Origin of the sequence: Nocardia cyriacigeorgica, assembly GCF_005863245.1 — a bacterium.
Lineage (GTDB): Bacteria > Actinomycetota > Actinomycetes > Mycobacteriales > Mycobacteriaceae > Nocardia > Nocardia cyriacigeorgica_C.
The window spans coordinates 76,738-97,285 of sequence record NZ_VBUT01000013.1; the positions used below are offsets into that span (position 1 = coordinate 76,738).

22 protein-coding genes are annotated in these 20,548 nt (G+C 68.2%); 10 read left to right on the forward strand and 12 right to left on the reverse strand.

The window, feature by feature from the left end:
• Positions 1-409 precede the first annotated feature (409 nt).
• Complete coding sequence (locus FEK34_RS27090) at positions 410-766, forward strand: MerR family transcriptional regulator (RefSeq protein ID WP_138452389.1); 357 nt, start codon at positions 410-412, stop codon at positions 764-766.
• Between the two features lie 189 nt (positions 767-955).
• Here FEK34_RS27090 and FEK34_RS27095 read toward each other — a convergent pair whose 3' ends face one another.
• On the reverse strand, positions 956-1,690 hold the full coding sequence (locus FEK34_RS27095; RefSeq protein WP_138452391.1) for a TetR/AcrR family transcriptional regulator C-terminal domain-containing protein: 735 nt from the start codon (positions 1,688-1,690) through the stop codon (positions 956-958).
• A 92-nt stretch (positions 1,691-1,782) separates the two neighbouring features.
• Between FEK34_RS27095 and FEK34_RS27100 the strand changes: the two genes are divergently transcribed.
• Together FEK34_RS27100 and FEK34_RS27105 are read left to right on the forward strand one after the other, a co-directional pair.
• Entirely contained in the window at positions 1,783-2,517 is a 735-nt protein-coding gene (locus FEK34_RS27100) for a DUF2306 domain-containing protein (protein WP_138452393.1), read from the forward strand.
• On the forward strand, positions 2,514-3,449 hold the full coding sequence (locus tag FEK34_RS27105) for a hypothetical protein (RefSeq protein ID WP_138452395.1): 936 nt from the start codon (positions 2,514-2,516) through the stop codon (positions 3,447-3,449). The genes FEK34_RS27100 and FEK34_RS27105 overlap by 4 nt, the downstream gene beginning before the upstream one ends.
• Positions 3,450-3,467: 18 nt before the next feature.
• Here FEK34_RS27105 and FEK34_RS27110 read toward each other — a convergent pair whose 3' ends face one another.
• Both FEK34_RS27110 and FEK34_RS27115 read right to left on the reverse strand, forming a co-directional pair.
• On the reverse strand, positions 3,468-4,340 hold the full coding sequence (locus FEK34_RS27110) for an alpha/beta hydrolase (protein ID WP_138452397.1): 873 nt from the start codon (positions 4,338-4,340) through the stop codon (positions 3,468-3,470).
• A gap of 28 nt (positions 4,341-4,368) precedes the next feature.
• Positions 4,369-4,794 (reverse strand): nuclear transport factor 2 family protein, encoded by a 426-nt coding sequence (locus FEK34_RS27115; protein WP_138452399.1) that lies wholly within the window; start codon positions 4,792-4,794, stop codon positions 4,369-4,371.
• A 124-nt stretch (positions 4,795-4,918) separates the two neighbouring features.
• On the opposite strand from FEK34_RS27115, the gene FEK34_RS27120 reads away from it, so the two are divergent.
• Complete coding sequence (locus tag FEK34_RS27120; RefSeq protein WP_212748836.1) at positions 4,919-5,725, forward strand: NAD(P)H-binding protein; 807 nt, start codon at positions 4,919-4,921, stop codon at positions 5,723-5,725.
• A gap of 42 nt (positions 5,726-5,767) precedes the next feature.
• On the opposite strand, the gene FEK34_RS27125 is transcribed toward FEK34_RS27120, so the two are convergent.
• From FEK34_RS27125 to FEK34_RS27135, 3 genes are read right to left on the reverse strand one after another with little or no spacing between them, the layout of a single operon-like run.
• Entirely contained in the window at positions 5,768-7,249 is a 1,482-nt protein-coding gene (locus tag FEK34_RS27125) for a flavin-containing monooxygenase (protein WP_138452403.1), read from the reverse strand.
• On the reverse strand, positions 7,246-7,827 hold the full coding sequence (locus FEK34_RS27130; RefSeq protein ID WP_138452405.1) for an NAD(P)/FAD-dependent oxidoreductase: 582 nt from the start codon (positions 7,825-7,827) through the stop codon (positions 7,246-7,248). Before FEK34_RS27130 ends, FEK34_RS27125 begins: the two co-directional genes overlap by 4 nt.
• Positions 7,824-8,747, reverse strand: a complete 924-nt coding sequence (locus tag FEK34_RS27135) for a ferritin-like domain-containing protein (protein ID WP_138452407.1) — start codon at positions 8,745-8,747, stop codon at positions 7,824-7,826. Before FEK34_RS27135 ends, FEK34_RS27130 begins: the two co-directional genes overlap by 4 nt.
• Before the next feature lie 100 nt (positions 8,748-8,847).
• Between FEK34_RS27135 and FEK34_RS27140 the strand changes: the two genes are divergently transcribed.
• The 3 genes from FEK34_RS27140 to FEK34_RS30500 all read left to right on the forward strand — a co-directional run bounded on the left by FEK34_RS27140 (position 8,848) and on the right by FEK34_RS30500 (position 12,190).
• Positions 8,848-9,501 carry a TetR/AcrR family transcriptional regulator gene (locus tag FEK34_RS27140; RefSeq protein ID WP_138452409.1) on the forward strand — a complete coding sequence of 218 codons (654 nt, stop codon included), beginning with the start codon at positions 8,848-8,850 and terminating at the stop codon, positions 9,499-9,501.
• A 236-nt stretch (positions 9,502-9,737) separates the two neighbouring features.
• Positions 9,738-11,093: a phosphatase PAP2 family protein gene (locus tag FEK34_RS27145; protein ID WP_138452411.1), complete on the forward strand. Its 1,356-nt coding sequence runs from the start codon at positions 9,738-9,740 to the stop codon at positions 11,091-11,093.
• A gap of 521 nt (positions 11,094-11,614) precedes the next feature.
• Positions 11,615-12,190 carry a hypothetical protein gene (locus tag FEK34_RS30500; protein ID WP_212748837.1) on the forward strand — a complete coding sequence of 192 codons (576 nt, stop codon included), beginning with the start codon at positions 11,615-11,617 and terminating at the stop codon, positions 12,188-12,190.
• Between the two features lie 34 nt (positions 12,191-12,224).
• Here the strand turns inward: FEK34_RS30500 and FEK34_RS27160 are convergent, their stop codons facing one another.
• The 3 genes from FEK34_RS27160 to FEK34_RS27170 form a co-directional block, all read right to left on the reverse strand.
• A complete protein-coding gene (locus FEK34_RS27160) occupies positions 12,225-13,064 on the reverse strand; it encodes an alpha/beta fold hydrolase (RefSeq protein WP_138452414.1) in 840 nt (279 codons plus the stop codon).
• A gap of 62 nt (positions 13,065-13,126) precedes the next feature.
• Positions 13,127-14,080, reverse strand: coding sequence for a DNA polymerase domain-containing protein (locus FEK34_RS27165; RefSeq protein WP_138452416.1), 954 nt, complete (start codon positions 14,078-14,080; stop codon positions 13,127-13,129).
• Positions 14,081-14,256: 176 nt separating this feature from the next.
• The gene (locus FEK34_RS27170; RefSeq protein ID WP_138452426.1) at positions 14,257-14,811 is read right to left on the reverse strand and encodes a hypothetical protein; all 555 of its coding nucleotides are present in this window, start codon (positions 14,809-14,811) and stop codon (positions 14,257-14,259) included.
• 427 nt (positions 14,812-15,238) lie between these two features.
• Between FEK34_RS27170 and FEK34_RS27175 the strand changes: the two genes are divergently transcribed.
• A complete protein-coding gene (locus FEK34_RS27175; protein ID WP_138452428.1) occupies positions 15,239-16,156 on the forward strand; it encodes an alpha/beta hydrolase in 918 nt (305 codons plus the stop codon).
• A 195-nt stretch (positions 16,157-16,351) separates the two neighbouring features.
• Here the strand turns inward: FEK34_RS27175 and FEK34_RS27180 are convergent, their stop codons facing one another.
• Together FEK34_RS27180 and FEK34_RS27185 are read right to left on the reverse strand one after the other, a co-directional pair.
• A complete protein-coding gene (locus FEK34_RS27180) occupies positions 16,352-17,344 on the reverse strand; it encodes a HEAT repeat domain-containing protein (RefSeq protein ID WP_138452430.1) in 993 nt (330 codons plus the stop codon).
• Between the two features lie 14 nt (positions 17,345-17,358).
• On the reverse strand, positions 17,359-18,021 hold the full coding sequence (locus tag FEK34_RS27185) for a HEAT repeat domain-containing protein (RefSeq protein WP_171048432.1): 663 nt from the start codon (positions 18,019-18,021) through the stop codon (positions 17,359-17,361).
• Between the two features lie 187 nt (positions 18,022-18,208).
• Between FEK34_RS27185 and FEK34_RS27190 the strand changes: the two genes are divergently transcribed.
• Together FEK34_RS27190 and FEK34_RS27195 are read left to right on the forward strand one after the other, a co-directional pair.
• Positions 18,209-18,622 carry a hypothetical protein gene (locus FEK34_RS27190; protein WP_138452435.1) on the forward strand — a complete coding sequence of 138 codons (414 nt, stop codon included), beginning with the start codon at positions 18,209-18,211 and terminating at the stop codon, positions 18,620-18,622.
• Between the two features lie 317 nt (positions 18,623-18,939).
• Positions 18,940-20,076, forward strand: a complete 1,137-nt coding sequence (locus tag FEK34_RS27195; RefSeq protein ID WP_138452437.1) for a transcription termination factor Rho, short form — start codon at positions 18,940-18,942, stop codon at positions 20,074-20,076.
• A gap of 108 nt (positions 20,077-20,184) precedes the next feature.
• Here FEK34_RS27195 and FEK34_RS27200 read toward each other — a convergent pair whose 3' ends face one another.
• Positions 20,185-20,514 (reverse strand): hypothetical protein, encoded by a 330-nt coding sequence (locus FEK34_RS27200; protein ID WP_249359658.1) that lies wholly within the window; start codon positions 20,512-20,514, stop codon positions 20,185-20,187.
• Positions 20,515-20,548 lie beyond the last annotated feature (34 nt).

Genomic DNA, 20,548 nt, shown 5'->3' on the forward strand with positions numbered 1-20,548 from the left:
CCAGCTTCTGGAAACAGACGTCTCGGCCATCGAAAATCTACATCGGCGACTGTAGACATCCTGCAACCATCGATATATTCTCACTGGCATTGGAGATAAGCGGAGTCCAGAAGGCCGGGCAGGTGAACTGCCCGGAAGCAACACCCGATCGACCCCTCTCCTCCGGCGAAAGCAAGACCCGGGGCACGTGACCGGACTGCCGGAGGAGAGGGCTGGTAACGCAGAATCGATCCGCGATCTCGGGAGGTGGTCTCTGAGAAGACTTTCGACAGTTTCCGCGTCCACGAACGCTCGGACGCGATGTTCATTGTCGGCCCCGTGGCCGACCAATAGTAATGAAGTCCCCTCGCAACCCGGGCCCCGGCGCACAACGCGCCGGGGCCCCTCCGACGTTGACCCCAGAGGTGCTGTGCAGCAATCCGACACGAACCCGACCGGCGTTTCCCGCACCGATGAGCGCCTCGAAGACGATGACTATCCCGCCTACAGCATGGGCCGGGCCGCCGAAATTCTCGGCGTCACACCCGCGTTCCTGCGCGGCCTCGACGCCGCGGAACTGCTGACCCCGCAACGTTCCGCGGGTGGGCACCGCCGCTACTCGCGCTACCAGCTACGCCTGGCCGCCCGCGTCCGGGAACTCGTCGACGCCGGAAACACCCTCGACGCCGCCTGCCGCATCGTCATCCTCGAAGACCAACTCGCCGAAGCACAACGACTCAATACCGAACTGCAGCACAGCCTCGACCAGCGAACCGGCCCCGACTGACGGGTGGGCAGCCGCACGGTGAACATGTTGGCCGGCTTCATCGGCAGCGAGATCAGCTCGGCGCGGGCCGCGAGACACAGGTAACGCGAAGGCTGGGGCGGTTGGCGTCGCCGAGGGCACGGTGCGGCGTCGCGGGGAACATATTCGCGGCGATACCGTGCGCGACGCACGCCGGGGCCGGTCCGAAGCTCAGGAGTCCGAGGCCTCGAGATGCGCCGCAATGCCGTCGAGCAGTTTGGCGAGACCGAATTCGAAGACGTCCTCGGCGACCGCGCGAGCGTCGCGGTCATCCGCGGGGCTCGCGCCGAGCGCGGCCAGCAAAATCGGATAACGCTCGGGCTGCCCGTACCGGCGGATCATCTCCGGGTCGAGGGCTGGGCCGACGTGGCCGGGTGCGTCACGGCCGCGGGTCGGGTCGATGCCGAGACGGGTGGCACCGCCGACGAAGGCGTTGATGGACAGGACGATGTCGGAGATCCCGTCCGGCGGTAGTCCGGCCGCCAGCAGCGCGCTCATCGCGGCCTCGCCCCAGGCGGCTTCGTTCGGGCCCATCCAGCGGTTGCTTGCGCCGGCCACCAGCACCCACGGGTGGCGCAGGTAGAGGTCGCGGGTCAGGCGAGCCCAGTGTTCCACCGCAGCGCGCCAGTCGTCGCGAGGGAGGTCGGGTGGTTCGGCCATCGTGGCGTCGAGCATGAGGGCCACGAGTTCGTCTTTGCCCGGCACGTGCCGATACAGCGACATGGTCGCCGCGCCGAGCTGAGTGGCGACGCGCTGCATGGACAGTGCGGCGATCCCGTCCGCGTCGGCGATGGCGATGGCTTCCTCGACGATCCGCTCCAGGCTCAGCGCCGGTCGCCGGCCACGGCCCGAGCGTCGAGCTCCTGACCACAGCAGCTGTGCCACGCGCGGTGGTTCCTCGGCCATATGCACTCCCTAGCCTCGCATTGCGTATGCAATACGCAATGCGTATTGTATACGCAAATACATCCGTTTTCGCCGTCCGGGGTGATTCCACCATGGCAGTACCCACCAGGCATTCGAATGCCGTTGTCCCCGAAACGAATCCGTCACGATGGTGGCAGCGGCCCTGGGTGGGACCGCTGCTGGTGCTCACGTTCGCATTCGTCGCCTTCTCTCTGCCGCCGTATCTCACCTTGGATCCGGACCGGTCGCGGGTGCCGGACCCGGGGTTCGCACCGCACTATCCGATGCTCGTCGTGCACGTGTTCTGCGGCTCGATCGCCATCCTCGTCTGTGGCTTCCAAGTGTGGCCGTGGTTCCGGCGCAAGCATCCCGCGACACATCGGCGATTGGGTCGTTGGTACATCCTCGCCGGTGTGCTGCCCGCCGGACTGGCCGGCCTGGTGATCGGCGCGACCAGTCCGTTCGGCCCGGTCGCGCGCGTCAGCAATGTCATGCTGGCGACGTTGTGGCTGCTCACCACGCTGATCGGCTGGCGGATGGCGCGGCAACGCCGCTTCGCCGAGCATCGCCGCTGGATGATCCGCAGCGTCGCGCTCACCCTGTCCATCATGCTCAACAGGGTGCTCGGCGCCGTGCTGCTGCTCGTGCTGAGCCCGCACCTGGAATCCACCTTCCACGGGGACGAGACCCAGCTCGTGCAGGCCATCGCCGGAATCGGCACCTGGCTCGGCTGGACGCTGTCGCTGTTGATCGCCGAAGCGTGGCTCGAACGCGGTCGATCGCCGCGGCGCACAGAGTCCGCCGTGACCGGCAGGCACCGGGCATGAGCCTGGCCAGACTCGGGCTGACCGCCGAGCAGGAACGGGTGTATCGCCATCTGCTGCGCACCCGTCCGTCCGGGCAGGCGCGCCGGGCGGTGGAGGTCGAGTCCGAGACGCGCACTGTGATCGGCGAACTGCGCACGCTCGGCCTGGTGAACGAGAACCTGACGGCGGTATCACCGGACGTGGCGGTGGATCTGCTGGTGCGGCGGCGAATCACGCAGGCGCAGCGCCAGTTCGAGGGGCTCACCGCGGCCTGGGACGCGTTGCGGGAGCTGACCGAGGAACATCGCACGGGACGCCCCGCGAGCATGATCGAGCAGCTGCCGCACGGGGCGGCGGCCGCGCGGCGAATCCACGCGGTGCTGGCCGATCATCCCGGCGAACTCCGCACCCTGCGGCCGCACGCGCCGCACCACCCTTCCCGGCACGAGCACCTGCTCGGCACCCGGCACGAGCATCTGCTCGCGGCCGGATTACGCAGTCGGACCGTCGTGCCCCTGCGGGCCATGGCGGACGCGCGGCAGGCAGACGACGCCCGCCGCCGGCACGCCCTCGGCGATCTCCACCGGGCCACCGCCGAACCCATCCGGCCGCTGACGCTGGTCAACCAGTCGGTCGCCTTCGTCCCGGCCGACCTCGCCGAACCGGCGGCCGGCGTGTTGCAGATCCGCGGCAACGGTGTGGTCGGGCTGCTCGCGGACGCGTTCGACCGGATCTGGGAACGCGCCCACGACGTCGACGAACTCCCGGTCTCGCCGTTCGAGCAGCAGGTATTGGACGCGCTCACCCGCCATGCCACCGACGAATCGGCGGCACGGGCGCTCAATGTGTCGGTACGGAAGTTTCGCTCGCACGTGGCCGATCTGATGGATCGGCTCGGCGCGCACACCCGGTTTCAGGCGGCCCTGCTGGCCAAACAACGCCACTGGCTCTGACGGGCGCGCGGACCGGATTCACAATGTCCGGCCGAAGTGCGCGGCGACGGTGTCGACGGCCACGCCGACCTGGGGTTCGGTGTCGTAGAAGTCGAACTGGGTGCCCTGGGTCCAGTAGATGTCCTTCGGCCCGGCAAGTCCGGCGTGGAAACGATGTGCGCCCTGCGGGATGGCGGCGTCCTCGCTGTGCACCAGCACGGTGGGCCGGGTGATGCGCGGGGCGAGGGAGATGGAGTCGTAGGTCAGCCAGTCGACCCAGGACATCACGGCGAAACGGTTGGGCCAGGCGGGAATTCCACCGCGTGCGGGGTTGAGGTAGAAATCGATGTCGTACGGCATGGCGGCGCGTTCGTCGGTGGCACTGACCACCGGCACGTACTCGATCTCGCCGGTCTCGTCGTAGCGCGCTCGCGCCGCGCGCCCGAGCTCGAGCTTGGCGGCGACCGCGTCGGCGCCGCCGTACGCCTGTTCGCAGACCGCGGCGTCGTGCAGCCACGGCGCCACCAGCGCGAGCGATTTCACCCGGGCGTCGCCGGCGGTGTTGTCCGACATGTACATCGCCGCCGCACAGATGCCGAGAGCGCCGAGACGCTCACCGTCGACGGACGGGTGTGCGGCCAGGAAGCTCACCGCGTGGTGGATGTCGCGGACTTTGCGCGCCGGGTTCTCGACATCGCGCGGTTCGCCTCCCGATTCACCGAACCCGGTGAAATCGAACGACAGCGCCGCGTACCCGTGCTCGGCCAGCCGCCGGGCGTAGCGATCGGCCATCAACTCCTTGACACTGGTCCACGTCCCGGCGACCACCACACCGGGCGGCCGTTCCCGGCCGGCGGGCAGGAACAGATTGCCGACGAGGGTGGCGCCGTCACTGTCGAATTCGACCTTCATGGTTTCCGGTTCTCCTTCTTCTCTCTGCTCAGGGCAGTAGCCCGCGGTTGCCGTCGCCCCATGCCGCCGTCATCACGATGCCGCTGATCCGCCAGCCACCCGCGGAGCGGACGAGATCGAAGCGATAGCTGCCGCCCAGCGTCCACAGCGTCGCGCCGAACGCCTCGGACCCGCGGTGGGTGGCCTGGAAGGAGGCGGTGCACACCGCCGCGTCGCTGTCGATGGTGACCAGGTGATTGCCCAGCAGGTGCTGGGTGGCGGCGAACCCGCCCAGAGTGTCCCGCCATGCGGCGACGAGCTGCGCCGGAGACAGGGTGACCGGTTCACCACCGTTGAGGCTGGTGTAGTCCAACCGCACCCGGTCGGTGAAAACAGTAGCGAGCTCGTCCCATTCGCGATGGTCCACATGCCAGGCCATGCGCGTGCAGGTGTCGATGACGTCCAGGCGATCCATGGCGACCATGCTGCCCACCGGGCATCGCCGGCGAAACGGAAGACGCTGCACGATCGTGTGCAGGAAGCTGCACCACCACGTGCGAAACCGGCTCTGTTCCACAAGTATTGGTGCAATGATTCTCGTGACAGGTGCGACCGGCAATGTCGGCGCGGAAGTTGTGCGGGCCTTGGCGGCGGACAGCGAACCGGTGCGGGCGCTGGTACGCGATCCCCGGCGCGCCACGGTGCCCGCGGGCGTGGAAGCCGTGGCGGGTGATCTCTCCGTGCCCGAGACGCTGAGTTTCGACCAGGTGCGGGCGCTGTTCCTGTTGCCCGGCTATTCCGGCGTCGCGCAGGCGGCGGCGAAGGCGGGCGTCGAGCACATCGTGCAACTCTCCGGTGTTTCCGCGGCGACCGGTGACATCGCCAACGCCATCACCCGCTACATGATGACCTCCGAGCAGGAAACCACCGAATGCGGTGCGGCATGGACCATCCTGCGGCCCTGCGCATTCGCCTCCAACGCGCTGCGCTGGCTCCCCCAGTTGCGCGACGGCGACGTGATCCGGGCGCCGTTCCCCGAGGTGTGCACGGCCAGCCTGGATCCACAGGATCTCGGCGCGGTGGCCGCCACCATCCTGCGCGGCAACACCCACCACGGCGAGATCCTCTGGCCCACCGGCCCGGAACCACTCACCCCCGCCCAGCAGGTGGCGATCCTGGCCGAGGCCACCGGCCGCCCCCTCACCTGCATCGGGCTCACCGACGACCAGGCCCGCGCCCAAATGCTCGAGACCACCCCCGTCGAATACGTCGACGCCTTCTTCGACTTCTACGTCAACGGCGCCATCGACGAATCTGTCGTCCGCCCGACAGTGCAACAGCTGCTCGGCCGCCCACCGCGGACCTTCGCCCAGTGGGCCACCGCCCACGCCGCCGCATTCCGCTGAGCACGGCAGGGACCGGCTGCACAATTATGAGAGGTTTCTCGCTCAGCTGAAGACATAGTCCTCCAATGGGAAATGCCCGCTGCGCCAAGCGGCTTCGAGAGTCGACACGGGCCGCAAGGGCACATCGCCGTGCTTGTCGAAGTAGTAGCTGTTGGCGGTGGCGCAGCTGTCCTGCCAGAACACCTGGCCGCCGCGGCGGGCGAGCATCTCGCGGAAGTAGCGGTCGTTGGCTTCCTCGGTGACTTCGATGCGGGCGGCGGCGGTGGCGCGGGCGTGGTGCAGGCAGCGCAGGATGTGGCGGGTCTGGTTCTCGATGAGGGTGAAGTAGGAGGCGCCGTTGTAGCCGTAGGGGCCGATGATGGAGAAGAAGTTGGGGAAGCCGGGGACGCTCACGCCCTCGTAGGCTTGCAGGCGGTTGTCGTCCCACCAGGTTTCCAGGTCGCGGCCGCCGACGCCGTGCAGGTCGTAGGTGGGCATATTGCCCGACTCCATCACTTTGAAGCCGGTGGCGAAGATGAGGACGTCGGCGGTGTGTTCGGCGCCGGACTCGACACGCACACCGGTAGGCGTGATCTCGCTGATCGGCGTGGTTTCCAGCGTGACGTTGGACCGGTTGAAGGTCGACAGATAGTCGTTGGAGAAGCTGGGCCGTTTGCAGCCGAGCGCGTATTTCGGCGTCAGCGCCTCCCGCACGGCGGGGTCTTTCACCTGGCGCCGCAGATGGGCCAGACCTGCGCGTTCGCCGATCGCGGCGGTCGGAAGGGAACGGTAGAAGTGGGCGGCGAGCGGGAAGGTGAATTCGACGTAGGTCTGGCTCACCAGCCGGGTCAGTGTGCGTCCGCCCGGGATTCTCATCGCCAGGCGCACGGGCAGCGGCAACGGCATATCGGGGCGCGGCAGGCACCAGATCGGGGTGCGCTGGAACACCGTCAGATGCGCTACCCGCGGTGCGATCTCGGGAATCACCTGCACGGCCGAGGCGCCGGTGCCGATGATCGCGACGCGCTTGCCGCGCAGGTCCTGGCTGTGGTCCCAGCGGGAGGTGTGCATCGTGACGCCGGCGAAGCGGTCGATCCCGGCGATATCGGGGAGCTTGGGCCGGGTGAGCACGCCGGTCGCGCTGATCACGAAACGCGCGGTCAGGTCGTCACCGCCGGCGATGTGCAGGATCCAGCGATCGCCGTCCTCGTCGAAGTCCGCGCCGGACACGGTGGTGGCGAAGCGAATTCGCGGGCGCAGCCGGTATTTGTCGACACACGATTCGGCGTAGGCCTTGAGCTCGTGCCCCGGCGCGTAGACCCGCGACCAATCGGTGCGCTGCTCGAAGGAGAACTGGTAGCTGAACGAGGGAATATCCACGGCGACACCGGGATAGGTGTTCCAGTGCCAGGTCCCGCCGACGCCGTCGGCGTCGTCGACGATCAGGAAGTCGTCGAACCCGGCGTTGCGCAACGCGATCGCCGCACCGATGCCGGAGAACCCGGCACCGACGATGATGATCTCGTGATCGACGGCGGTGGTCATGCGATCTCCTTCGACCGAGTGGGCAGGACAGCGGTGGTGAGTTCGGGCGGAGTGTGTGTGCGGCCCGGGCCGGCGACCCTGCGCACGATATGCCCGGCGTCCTCGGCGTAGACGATGATGTCGACCCGGTGTTCGATCCCGTCGACGGTGCGCACACCCAGCGGGACCAGCCGCGCGATCGGCCAGGTCACCAGGGTGCAATGCGGTTGTCTCAGGGTCCGGTAGTAGCTGTTGTGCACCGCGACGCCCGCGGCCTCATCGGGCGTGAGCCGGTGCCGCAGCCACGAATCACGCACCTGAAGGCGCAGGTTGACGCGCGCGATCAGCCGCACGAACCGGTCGGGAGCCCGCCGCAGCACCGCAGCGGGCAGCGGCGCCCGCGGCAGCACCCACACCGCATCGGTCTGGAACACCGTCACCCGCTGCGCCTCCGCGGCGATTCCCGGCAGCAGCCGCGCCGCCGCCGCACCGGTACCGATGATCGCGACCCGCCGGCCGGTGAATTCGTGGCGCGGAACGAACGCCTTGCGGTGCAGCTGCGGACCAGTGAACGTCTCCGCGAACCGCGGGGTGGTCATTTCGCCACCGGGTCGTAGGTCAGCTCGTCCGACCACGACGGCCTGCGGCCGAGCACGCGCACCGGGAACCGGTCGATACACGCATTGGACACATCGGCCAGCAGCTGGAACGGCTGACGCCGATGGATGGTGGCCTTACCGTGCATCTTCACCACGTGATACAGCGGCATCCGCCGGATCGACGGGCTGCGCTCGCCGACGTTCTCGTAACGGCGCACCGCCTGCCACAGCTTCTCCTCGTCGAGTCCGAGCGCGATGATGTTCGTCGACATCCGCGACAGCAGCGGTGCGTACAGCAGCGCGCCGAGCACGAACGACGGACGGACCGCGAAACCGGCCGTCTCGATGACGATCCGGCGCAGCGGACCCGCCCCGAGCTGTTCGAGCACCTGGAAGCCGACAGCCAGATGCCGCGACTCGTCACTGTTGATGTGCCGGAACACCTCGTGACACACCGGGTCCTCGACCTCGTCCAGCAGGAATTTCACCAGCGCGCCGTCCAACGCGGTCTCCAGCGACGGGATGACCGTGCCGAGCACCGGCAGCGACAGCTGGTCGGCGTAACGGTCGAGCCAGCTGATGACGAGGCGGATGTTCTTGTTGGGCACCGGCATCGCGTCACCGTCGAGCATCCCCCACCGTCGCATCAGCGCCAGTTCGGCGTTGGCGTGCTTCTGCTCCTCGGCGTGGAAGTACCGGTAGATCTCCCGCAGTGGCCCCGGTGGGGCCTGGTGCACGAGGGCGGCGAAGCCGCGGGCACCCACGTGTTCGATCCACACCAGGTCGGCCATGAAGGTGGCCAGCCGGGGACGCTGCTCGTCGGTGATCGTGTCGGCGCCCGGAGCGTCCCAATCGATATCGGCCAGCGCCCACTGCCTGGCCCGAATCGTGTCGAGCATATCGGGATAGGCGAACGTCATTGTTCGAACTCCTTCGACGGCGGGGCTCGAATTGGTGGCAATCGCCACCATTGGCCGCACCTGACACCAATTAGGCTCGCGACGGAGTACTTTGTCAACCATGGATGTGCGCGCACCGGCCAGGACCTGGGGCGGGCTGACCGCCGACGAGCGCAGGGCGCAGCGGCGGACCAGCCTGGTCGAAGCCGCCCTCGACATCTGGATCGACAACGGGTGGGCCGCGGTCACCATGCGCGGCGTCTGTCAGCGGACTTCCCTCAACGACCGCTACTTCTACGAGCACTTCGCCGACCGCGACGCACTGCTGGCTGTGGTGTGGGACGAAGTGTGCGCGGAGGTCTTCGCCGAGCTGGCCTGCGTCGTCGCCGAGAACGCGGACCGCACGCCGCTCGAGATCATGCGCGCCGCCATCGCCCGCTCGGTCGAGTTGCAGTCCGACCCGCGTGGCCACGCCAGAATCCTGCTCGCCGACCACGCGGGCAGCGCCGTCCTGGAGCAGCGCCGCAAAACCATGCTCACCGACGCGACCAACCTGCTCATCGCCACCGCCTGGCCCTACCTGCGCCCCGGCGTCGACGAGACCGCCATCCGGATGAGCACCCTGGCGGGCATCGGCGGTTTCATCGAACTGCTCTCGGCCTGGCGCACCGGCGTCCTCGACGTCGACGCCGAGCGCATCGTCGAGCACACCAGCGCGATCGCGGCGCAGCTGGGCACGATGTTCCTTCCGCCGGAGCTCATCGGCGATCAGTAGGGCCATCGAGTCCTGAGAGTGCGTGCACCTGCCCCTGCCGGGCGGGCAACGGCGCGTGACGTCGCGGGGCGCCGGACCAGGCGTCTTCGCCCGGTTGATAGGGCCTCGGCGAGCACCGGGGATGCCGAGCGGACGTTCCCTCCTCGCGCCCAGGCGTTTTCGCATTCGACAATCCGACGCCGGCCTGCGTTCAGTGCACCGTCGCACCGCGTTCACGGCCTATTTACGATGTCCGAATGCTTATTCACGACACGCACGGCAGTTCGACCTCACCTCCGGAGCCGACCGGGGCAGGGCGGGAACGTCGAATTCTGCCGTTCGTGGTGTGGGGCGGCGTTGCCGCCGCGCTGCTCGTGCTCGTCGCGGGGCAGCTCATGGCCGCGCACATTCACGCCTTGGGTCCGTTGACCAGCCTCCTTCGTGACTACATCGGCACACCCAAGTCGGCGACGACACCGTGGGCGGGGTTCCTGCTGGCGCTGATCGGTGTCACCGCCCGGGTGCGGGTGGGTGCCCTGGCCGCCGCGGTCGCCATCGATCTGATCTTCGTGGCGGTGCGGAGCCTCGACGGTCGTCCGTTCACCGTCGGTAACGGGCCGACCATCGTGCTGACGGCGCTGGCGGTGATCGTCGCCCTGCGGTGGAGCGGTGAACGACGGCGGACGGCACTGCGGACGATCGCGCTCGGTGCGCTGCTCATCCTCGCGACGAAGGTCGGCGACATCTGGTTGGACATCACCGCCTGGGCGTGTCCGCAGGTCCTCGATCCGTATGTGGAGTTGGCCGATCGTGCCCTCGGCAGCCCCGCCTGGGTGGTCGGGCATGCGCTCGACGTGGCCGGGCCGATACCCACCGGAGTGGTGCGGTGGGTGTACTTCGAGCTTCCGGTGGCGGCCATCGTCGTCGCCGTCTGGCAGTTGCGCCACGTGACCACGGGTTCGTGGCCGCAGCACCACCTGGTGCGCACGTTCTTGGCCATCGGGCTCATCGGTCCGATCTTCTATGTGCTCTTCCCGGTGGTAGGTCCTGTGCTCGCGTTCGGACCGTGGGGCAATGGCATGGAACTTGCCGACGTCTGGCCGAATGTCGTTCCAGCGCTTCCTGCCTCGGTCGAATCGATGCCCTTCGACGGCATCACACCACGCAACTGCATGCCGTCACTGCACACCGCGTGGGCCCTCGCGCTGTTCATCCACACCCGCCGCGGACCCCTCTGGCTGCGCTGGGGCGGCGCCTTCTGGCTGGTGTGCACCCTGACCGCGACGCTCGGCCTCGGCGCGCATTACGGCATCGACCTCGTCGCGGGCGCCGCGTTCTGCCTGACGATCGAGTCCGCCCTGCGCGACCCCGACCGAGGCTGGGACCGTCAGCGCGGCCTGGTGGTAGCGATTGGAACAGCCACATTCGCAGCGGTGCTGCTGTGCATCCGCTATTTCGCGATGCCCATGGCGACGCACCCGGTGCCCTTCGGCATCGCAATCCTCGGCGCTCTCACCGCACTGTCGATCGTGTTCTACCGGACCTGGTTCGCGCCGCAACGTCCGGAAGTGATCGCGCGCGAGGTGGAGCAGGTCGAGCTCGAGCGGCGCTGACGGGGCCTGCCGCACAGAGTGCCAGACGTATGGGTTGGCGGTCGGCTGTTCACCGGACGGCGTGGCGGTCGGCCGTGCTCACCGGCCCCACATGTGTTGTGGGGCTAGGCTGGCGCGATGACGACCTGGTTGGAGGTCCTGACAGCGCTCACCACCGTTCCGCAGATATCCCTGCACGGGACGGTTCGCGAGGTCCGTGGCGGCGAGCCCGCCGGCTTCGGCTGGGCGGGCCATTCGGATCAGATGGTGATACCGGTCGGCGACGGCTGCCGGGTGTGGCGGCACGGTGATCGGCTCCGCGTCGAACGGGAGGACGGCGGCCTGGTCTTCATCACCGACGGTGCCCAGGCCTGGGACTTCACCGTCGATGCGCAGCGTCCTCGAACCGGCTCGGTCGACCGCGTGATCTACCTGGGGCCGAACCAATTCCTGGTGCAGCGCCGCAGCGCCGCCGACTGGCAAGGCAACGATTTCACCCGCCCGGCCGGGGATGTGGGGGAAACCGAGTTCGCCGGGCGGCGATGCTGGACCTCGAGCTGGCTCCGCCGCCCGGTAAACCGCATCCGCTGCGGATCTGGGTGGATATCGAGTCCGGTCAGATGCTCGGCTTCCATTCCGAAGCAGGCGGTCGCGGCGCGCGATTCGTCGATCCGGTCATCGGCGCGGAGGTCGATGAAGCCCTGTTCCGTTGGGATGGGCCGGTGTACACGCCCCAGCAGTATCAGCAGCTGCTCGAAGAGCAGCGCGCGGCCGTACAACGTGAGCAGGCCGGATGGTTCGCCGAGACCGTCACGTCCGCACCGATCACCACACGGGTGCCGGTGGACTTCACCCCCGAATCCGTCCCGTTCCGCGACCCGGACACCGGCGCCTTCGACGCGCACAGCCGCCGGACACTGCTGTCGCGCCGGCCACGTACCGCCGAGGGCTGGACACCACGATGGGGTCCACTGCACTACGTCTGGTCGACACCGCACTGGGACTGGGCAGCCGCGGTCATCGATGCCGATCTCGACGACGACGCGGTCACCCAGCTCCAGCAGCAGCTGCATCCCGGCGAGCCGGTCGACCGGCAACGTCGGGTTCCGGGGCGGTGATCCCGGCACACGCCGGGACAACACCGCGCGCCGGTCAGGATCCGGCACGCGCGAGGATCGCCTGCGCCAGTTCTTCGGGGCGCTCCTCCGGGATCCAGTGACTGCCGCCCTCGAGCACCACGAACTCGTATGGCGCATCCACGAATTCGCCGCAGCGCTCGGCGCCCGCGCGGCCGAGTGCGGTGTCGTCGGTGCTCCAGACGTAGGTGGTCGGCACTGTGGTGGGGCCGATATCGCCGAAGTCGCTGGTCATCGCGCGGTACCAGTTCAAGGCGCCGGTGAGGGCGCCCGCGCCGCGGAGGACACGAATGTGCTCGTCGACGAACTCGGGGGCGACGCGGCCGCCGAACATCGCGCGCAGTCGGCGGAAATCGTCCTCCGACAACACTTTCTCGGCCTTGCCCTCCTGCCGGAGCAACCCCATGTACGCCGAGCGTTGCCGCTGGTCGTCATCCTCGCGGAGTGCCCAGCCGAAGGCCGTGGGGTGCGGGACGGAGATCGCGGTCAAGCTGCGCACCCGGCTCGGATGACGCCCGGCGACCTGCCAGGCGACAGCCGAACCCCAGTCGTGACCGACGAGATGCGCATCGGGCACACCGAGCGCATCGAGCAGCCCGACGACGTCGGCGACCAGGCACTCGATCCGGTACGCGTCCACACCTTCCGGGCGCGCGCCAGCCGAGTATCCGCGCTGATTCGGCGCGATCACGCGGTACCCCGCTGCTGTAAGCAGAGGAGTGATCTTGCCCCAGGTGGCCGCGCTTTCCGGGAATCCGTGCAGTGCGACCAAGGGAATACCGTCCTGCGGGCCAGAGATCAGCACGTCGAAGGTCAGGTCGCCGACGGGGATGTCCACTGTGCTCGCGGAAGGCATGGACTGATCCTACGGCATGAGTTGAATCTGAGGCCAGGTTCAATAACGGATATGGCCGCCGGTTACTCTTCCCGCCGAGCCCGTGCTCGCCGCTTGCCTTCGTGCATGGCCTGCACCCTGGCCACCGGAATGGTGTGACCTTCCTCGACCAAGTCGCGGGGAAGTTCTTGCGGGGCAGGCATTTCCGATTGCCATGGGTCCGTGTCGCCGATCAGGTCCGGCACGGTCCGCAGGGTGAAATCGGCGGGTGCGACGTTGTCCAGGTCCGACCAGCGCAGCGGGAACGAGACCGTAACGCCGGGACGGATGCGCGGGCTGTAGGCCGCGGCCACGGTGGCGCCGCCGGAGCGGGTGGCGTCGAGGAAGACCTTGCCGTGACGGTCGTCGCGGATGAAGGCGGTCGTGGCGACCGAGGGGTCGATGCGTTCGGCCCGGGCCGCGACCGCACGTGTGGCGGCGGCGGCATCCTCGACATCGATGCCGGCCACGACGGGCACGAAGACGTGCAGACCTTTGGAGCCGCTCGTCTTCACCGCACCCGCCAGCCCGTCCGCGGCCAGGGCCTCCCGGATCAGCCGCGCACCGGCGACCGCGTCGGCGAAGGTCTGGCCCGGTGAGGGGTCGAGGTCGAGCACGAGGTGGGTCGGTTCGGGTGCGGAATCGGCGAAGAACAGGGTCGGGTGGTATTCGACCGCGCGCTGATTGCCGAACCAGATCAATGTCCGCAGGTCCTCGCACAGCGCGTAGCTGATCTCGCGCCGTGAACTCTGCGCCCACACCGTCGTCCTCCGCACCCAGTCGGGCGTGTTCTTCGGAAGATTCTTCTGCATGAACGGCTCCTGCCCCGGCCGCACCCGCACCACCGACAGCGGCCGGCCGCGAAGCACGCGCAGCAGCCGCTCGCCGGCGAACTCCAGGTAGTTCAGCAGATCACCCTTGCTCGCCTCGGCCCCGTCGAACAGCGGCTGATCGAGATTGGACAGTTCGACACCGTGCCGCGTCAGGTCTCCCGTCATCGCTCCACACTCCCCCGCCGCCGACTGCCCGTCAATCACCGGCATCGGGTGCCGAAGCGCCTTCGAGGCATTGGCCGGTACCGGTTACGACGACCTGCGCCTCGGACAGCTCCTGATGAGGTGTCGTACCTCTGCAACGTCGTCACCTCGCCGCCGGTGAACCCTTGTGGCACCGGCTATTTGCGCAGCCTCTCCATCACGAGGCGAGCCTGATCGTGCACTACAGCCGACAGATCGGACTTCGAGTCCCGGTCACCTATGACTTGGATCGTGACGGACAGTTTCAAGTTGTCGTCTCGAACGTTCAGCTGATAGACGGCCGCCTGGTAGGAATCGGCGAAGGATCCGTGGGATTCACTTCCCGGTGACCAGATGTACTCGGCGTGCTCGCCGATACCGGGGACTTCGCCGCGTTCTGCGCCCGGCTCGCCGACGCTGTCGGGCAGCGGCACTTCCCTCGGCTGAATACCGACCGACGGCGCATCGTCGACTGTCGCCGTCATATCAATCGAGGCCATGCGCGAGCGATCCGAGTATCCGTTCTCGGCGGCACACTGCAGCATGGTGATCGGTGCGGCCCCGGATTCGATATGCGTCGTCTCACCCCGGGGAGCGGTCCACTGCTCGAGCACGGTCAAATCGACGAGATCACAGGCGTTGGTGACACCGTCGGCTGAATACGTGCCCTCATTCGACGAGGAGTTGAAGATCAGCAGACCGGCGATCGACACGACGAGGACGGCGAAAACCGCACCGACGATGATCCAGGTTCGACGGTGACCTCGCCGCTGATCCACGGGTCCCGGCCCCGTGGCCGGATGCTGAACGCCCGGACCACTCGCCGGCGTGAGGTGCTCTGACATGTACCGCCTCTTCCTACGAGGACCGTCGCGAGGACATCCCCTCGCTTACGACCGAAGCCGATGTTGCGACATTTCTCCTTGCGCCCCTGACCATCTCACCGGCAATCCAGTGGAACATCGGCAGCGAATCACCGACAACCCCGCAAAACAAGGGGGGTCCGAGAGGATCGCGGCGGGGGCGTCGGGAAGGGTCCGAAATGGTGCGGCTGTTGGACGGGTGAGCCAGGCGGGAGGTCGGTGTCCTTGCCCCGGGACGTCCGGCCTCGGCGGGGTCCGCTCGAGTAGTGTGAGTCGCATGCGGCTCGGACTGGACGATGTGATCGACCCTCGCCTGCGGCCTCTCGTCGACGAATCACGCGGGTTCTACGAGAACCGAGAACCAGGGCGCGGTCCGCGGAATTTCGAGGAACTCTGTGCCGTCCGGGGCGGTGCGGGTGATCCTGCACCGGTGGACCCGGCCGCGGTCGAAGAGTCGATCGAGGCCGAGGGCCGCACAGTCGGGGTGCGGATCCATGCTCCCGTGAATGGGGTCGTGAACGGGGTGTTCCTGGAGATGCACGGGGGCGGGTTCTATATGGGGTCGGCGGCGGGCAGCGATGTCCGGAATCGGCGGCTGGCCGATGCGCTCGGGGTTGTGGTGGTGAGCGTCGATTACCGGCTCGCGCCGGAGCACCCGTGGCCCGCTGCTCCGGACGATTGCGAAACTGCCGCACTCTGGCTGGTGGAGCATGCCGGACAGCGGTTCGGCACCGGCAGGCTCGCTGTCGGCGGATTCTCGGCGGGGTCGACGCTGGCGATGACGACGCTGCTGCGTCTCCGTGATCGCGGTGTCGGCGCATTCGATTGTGCCGTACTGCAATTCGGCACCTACGACCTCAGCGCGCAGACGCCGGCGGGACGTTTGATCGCCGACGAGTACTTCCTCGAGGCCTATGCCGGCGGGGCACCGGATCGCACACATCCCGACATCTCGCCGGTCTACGCCGAACTGTCCGGCCTGCCACCCATTCTCATGGTCGTCGGCGAGCGGGACATTCTGCTGCAGGACAACCTCGCCATGGCCGCCCGGCTGTCGGCGTCGGGGGTGGATGTCGATCTCCGCGTCTATCCCGGTGCACCGCATGGGTTTACCGGGCATCCGACTCCGATGGCGAAGGCTGCCATCGGCGATATCGAGACGTGGCTGGGTGCACACCTCAACCACGCACTCTGACAACGGCGTTCCGAGCGAAAGCCTGATCGCGAAACAGCTGGGCGCTCGCGGAATCGCCCAGTACGCTGCCATGCGCTCTGATGCGGTCCACATCCGCCCTGAGGAGGCCGGAGCCACGCCGCACCAGCGACGCCCAGTGCCGACTAGGCGAACAGCGCAGTGGTCCGTCCTGCCCCCGAACACCGCAGGGCGTCCTCAGCCGGAAGAGTCGGCGGCGCTCCGCAGAATCGCGGCGGCCGTTGCGGCGACCCAGTGATCGCCGTCCTCGGTCAACTCGATCAGCGCCTGGCGGGCAGCGGGTACGGGGATCTCGCCGAGCGCCTGGGTGACCCGCAAGCGCGTCGGTTGGTCGTCGGTGCCGAGACGGTCTCGCAGGCGGCCAACGATATCGTCGGCGGCAGTCTCGGCCAGCAGGCCGAGCATCTCGGCGGCTTCGACGTCGGTGCGGCCGTCGGTCACCATCTCCAGCAGGTATGGCATGGCCTCGGCGACGCGGCGGGAGCCCAGAGCCAGCGCCGCGCGGTCGCGAACCGCCACGTCCGCGTCGTCGAGCGCACGGCGTAGCGCGGCGGTAGCCTCAGCGGTGGGCACGGCCGCGATCGCCTCGACCGCGCGGCGCCGCACCTCGGCCTTCGGCGAATCCAAGCCCGCGGCGAGGTCGGGCAGGCCTGCGTCGGCCGCCCGCGCCAACGACCACCGCAGCGCCCCCGCCACATTCAGGTCCTCCTCCGACAACGCCGCCGCAACCAGCGCGTCAACCGGCACGCCCTCGAACTGCGCCAGCACCGCCTGTTGCCGGTCGGCCCCGGACTCCGACTCGAGGGCGTGCAGCAGGGTGACGATGCTCAGCACCGCCTCCCACTGCTCGGGCGCGGCCGCGTCCACGCGCTCGAGTTTCCTGAGCAACTCCTGCTCGGCGGCGATCCGGGCGCGGGTGCGCCGGACCAGCTGCTCGACCATGTCGCCGGGAGCGAAGCCGGGATCGTCGAGGGCGCGTTTGGCTTCGGTGAGCGACAACCCGAGGGTGCGCAGGCATTCGACATGGAAGAGGCGACGGATGTCGTCGGCGGAGTACTCGCGGTAGCCGCTCGCGGTGCGCACCGACGGCGTCACCAGCCCCAAGGAGTCGTAATGACGCAACATCCGGGTGCTGACGCCGCAACGCCGCGAGACTTCACCGATCAACATGCCGTCGCCTCCTGTCATGCGTTCTGCCCCAGCGCGGTGGCACGCTTGGCCAGCTCGACCGACGACGCGAACCCGCTGTCGGGGTCGAGGCGCAGCTGTTCGCTCGCCTCGGCATGAGCGCGCACGTACGGGTCGGGATGGGCCATCGCCACCTCCAGGACGGGTGCGGCGGCCTCGCCGAGCGCCGCGAAAGCCCGGCTCAGACTCAACCACATCTGATGGTCACCGCGGCCCAGCGCACGCGCCAGATCACCGGCGAGCGCGTGCTCCGCGCCGGGCGGAACCAGCACGGCGGCGGCGCGCCAGGCGCTCAGCGCGACCTCGTCGTGCTCATCGTGCAGCAGCGCCGACACCGCGGGCCAAGCCCGGCGATCGCCGATCTTGGACAGGGTGTGCAGCGCCTGGCTGCGGGCCTGCGCGGTCTCGGAGTCGAGTTCGGCGAGCAGCATCGGCACGGTGATCTCGGCGGGCAGGCGGCACAGCGCCCAGGTCAGCATGTCCCGGACGAAGAAGTCCGGTTCGATCGCGCACCGATCGACCAGGGTCCGGGCCAGGGCAGGCTCGGCGAGCGTGCCCGCCGACAGCGCCGCCCGCAGGCGAGCCGACGGATCGGGACCCGCGAGGGCGTCGACGAGGCGGACATCCACCTCATGGTTGGTTGTGTTCACGACAACCACCTCCTTCGACGACCCACTCAAGCCCTTGTCACAGTGTCAAGGTCAAGCCGGGAAGTCACCTCACGCCCCGGCGCGCCGCCCACCCGCAGCTGACGCCGACTCCGGTGCACCGTCCTCCCGATCTCCCACAGCGCTCCGCGTCGATCGAGCCGAGACGGGTACTCCCAGGTCGAAAGGAGGTTTCGCCATGAGTACTCCCCCGTCCGGCCGCCGGAGGTCGCGGGCGTGGCTCGCCGCCGGCGTTATCCTCGCGGCCGCGGCGTCAGGCGCGTGTTCCGACGATTCCGGTGACGAGCCGGCCTCCCAGCCGCCCCCGCAACCGACCGTCGAGGAAGTCGGCCCGGTCGCCGCGGGCTACCTGTGCGACATGCTCCACGTCGACACCGCCACCTGGCGCGAACACCCGGACATCGGGCTGATCTCCTTCGAAGGCCACGTCCGCACCTGGGCAGCCGAGTACGAGAACTTCGAGGGCGCCATCATCCGCGACCATGCCTTCGTCGACGACCTGACGATCCACTACTGCCCCGAGGTGCGGGAGCGCGCACTGGACGCGCTCGGGCTCGACACGCTGTCCTCCGGCTTGATCGGCTACACCTGACCCGTGCCGAACGCTCGAGCGAGCGAGTCGCACGGAAGTCCCGCATGACCTCGGCGCACAGACAGCCGAGGCCGGGAACAAACGGGCCTCATTGCGTGTTGACCCGATCAGCGCTACTGTAGGCGCGTCTCCATCTTGTGGATGCAGGTGACTGGCCCCTCCCACAAGAGTTCGATTCATCTCCACGGTTTCGATCCCGTGCCTTCGGCATCGCGTCCGAACCGAACGGATCCGCCGCGCGCTCCATCCAGCGCCATTCCGCGGGCCGCACACGTACCGGCCTGCCTCCACCGATTCACTCCATGAGGAGAAAACCCATGCACAACAACACTATTCACGATGCCGAAGAACTCCCCACGACGATCACCGGCATCCTCGACATCAACGACAAACACGCCGCACTGCGCGTCGACGGTTACCTTCCCGGCCCCGACGATGCGCACGTGCCCGCGCGGCTGATCCGCGAATACGGACTCCGCCGTGGCGATATCGTCACCGGCGTCACCGGAACCGGCGACGGCGCGAAACTCGCACCGCTGATCCGCGTCGACACCGTCAACGGACTGCCACCGGCCAACGCCAAGGCGCGGCCCCACTTCGGCGACCTGACACCGATCTATCCGAGGCAGCGACTGCGGCTCGAGACCGAAGCGCACGAAATGACCACGCGCGCAACCGATCTCGTCATGCCGGTCGGCAAGGGCCAGCGCGCCATGATCGTCGCGCCGCCGAAAGCCGGCAAAACCTCTGTGCTGCAATCCATCGCCCACGGCATCGCCAAGAATCATCCGGAATGCCATCTGATGCTGGTGCTGGTCGGCGAGCGCCCCGAGGAGGTGACCGACCTGTCGCGCGCCGTACCCGCCGAGGTCGCCGCCGCCACTTTCGACCAGCCCGCCCGCGAACACATCGCACTCGCCGAGCTGGCCATCGAACACGCCAAACGCCTGGTCGAAATGGGTCGCGACGTCGTTGTGCTGCTGGACTCGCTCACCCGGCTGGCCCGCGCCTACAACCTCGCGGCCACCGGTTCCGGCCGGATCCTCTCGGGCGGCGTCGACGCCGGCGCCCTCGCCCCGCCGAAGAAATTCCTCGGCGCCGCAAGGAATATCGAAAACGGCGGCTCGCTCACCATCATCGCCACCGCCCTCGTCGAAACCGGCTCCCTCGCCGACACCGTCATCTTCGAGGAGTACAAGGGAACGGGCAACGCCGAACTCAAACTCGACCGCCACCTCGCCGACCGCCGCACCTTCCCCGCCATCGACATCGACCGATCCAGCACCCGCAAAGAAGAACTCCTCCTCACCCCCGAAGAACTCACCGCCACCCACTCCCTCCGCAAAACCCTCGCCAGCCGCGAACCCCAACAAGCGCTGGAGCTTTTGCTCACCGGTCTGCGGCAGACGGATTCGAACGCCGAGTTCCTGCGCCAGATCCGCGCATCGAGCTGAGGGGTTGCGGCCGCCGCGGCTTCGATCAGCTCCCGCCCTCGGGCCAATACAGCCACACTGTCAGGCCGATGAGCGCGGCGACCAGCGCAATCAGCGCCACGGTGTCCGTCACGGCCGCGACCACTCTGCGCCATGGCCGCCCGGTGACCACCTGTACCCGCGCGGATAGATCTGCATGGGCGTAATCAGGGCAGCGAGATCGGTCACTACGTGGCGGAGAGAATCAGCGTGTTCGAATCCCGGCACGACGACAGCGGACGCGTCGAGTTCGACGATGTACTGCCTCACCACCAAAGCCGCCACGAGCGGACCGGTATCCACGGTGACGGTGAAGACCAGCCGGCAGCCATGCCTTCGCGCCACCGCATCGAGGTCGTGTCCTCCTCCGGGGATTCCGCGCCGGATCAATCCGATAGCTCGCGCCTGTCCGAGCGACATCTGCACCGCCTCGTCGTTGGGTGGATGGCACCCA